The sequence below is a fragment of the Sphingomonas sp. RB1R13 genome (genome assembly GCF_036663775.1).
Classification (GTDB): domain Bacteria; phylum Pseudomonadota; class Alphaproteobacteria; order Sphingomonadales; family Sphingomonadaceae; genus Sphingomicrobium.
The window spans coordinates 1-1,057 of the sequence record NZ_JAXOJM010000108.1 but is presented as its reverse complement, the minus strand read 5'-3'; the positions used below and the strand labels follow the sequence as shown (position 1 = coordinate 1,057).

General features: G+C 68.5%; 2 protein-coding genes. Both read left to right on the top strand.

Annotated features, from left to right (window positions below):
- On the top strand, positions 1–652 hold a 652-nt coding region (locus tag U1700_RS15310), incomplete at its 5' end, for an IclR family transcriptional regulator (RefSeq protein WP_332753522.1).
- Positions 653–1,057 (top strand): SDR family NAD(P)-dependent oxidoreductase (locus U1700_RS15305; protein WP_332753521.1); only part of this gene is annotated, 405 nt, incomplete at its 3' end.

The following is a 1,057-nucleotide window of genomic DNA, read 5'->3' as shown; positions in this document are numbered from 1 at the left end:
CAGCACCACCCACCGGCTGGCGGCCTCGCTGGTCGAGCGCGGCTATCTCGGCTTCACGCCGCGCAGCGGCTATCGCCTGGGGCCCAAGCTGCTCGAACTCGGCCATCTGGCGCAGGAGCAGGCCGATATCGTCCAGGTGGCGCGCCCCCATCTCGAGGAACTGGCGCAGTCGACCGAGGACACCGTCCATCTCGGCATTCTGGACGGCGATCTGGCGCTGTATCTCGACAAGATGCCGGGCCGGCGCCGAATCACCATCTCCAGCCGGGTCGGCGATCGCCAGCCGCTATCCTCAACCGGGCTCGGCAAGGCGCTGATGCTCGATCATCCCCCCGCCTATTGGGACGAGCGGTTTGCGGCGGACCATGCCGATCGCGCGCCGCATGTCGACCACGCCGTCTGGCGGGAGCGGATGGACGGCTACGTCGCCGCCGGACGCGCGTTCGATCTGGAGGAGAATGAGGACCAGATACGCTGCGTCGCCGCACCGATCCGCGATGCACGCGGCCGGATCGTCGGCGCGATCAGCGTATCGAGCGCTGCCCAATATATGAGCGACGGCCGCCTTCACGACCTGTCGGAGAGCGTCATCGCGACCGCGCGCGCCATCAGCCGGGATCTCGGCTGCACGAACACCAAGAAGGAGGGATAGATGCTGCTGGAAGGCAAGAAAGTTCTGGTGACGGGCGCCTCGGCCGGGATCGGTCGCGCGGCGGCGATCGGCGCGGCGCGCCACGGGGCGGACGTCGCGATCAACTATGCGGGCAACGACGCCGCGGCGGCCGAGGTGGTCCGCGAGATTGAGGAGCTGGGTCGCCGCGCCCTGGCGATCAAGGGCGACGTCGCCGAACACGCCACTGCGGGTGCCTTCGTGTCGCAAGCCGCCGACACGCTGGGCGGGCTCGACGTGTTCGTCAGCAATGCGGGCATCTGCCCGTTCCATGCCTTTCTCGACATGCCGCCCGATACCGTCGAACGGTCGATGCGGGTCAATCTGCACGGCGCCTCTTACCTGGTGCAGGGCGCAGCCAATCGCATGGTCGTACAGGGGCGCGGC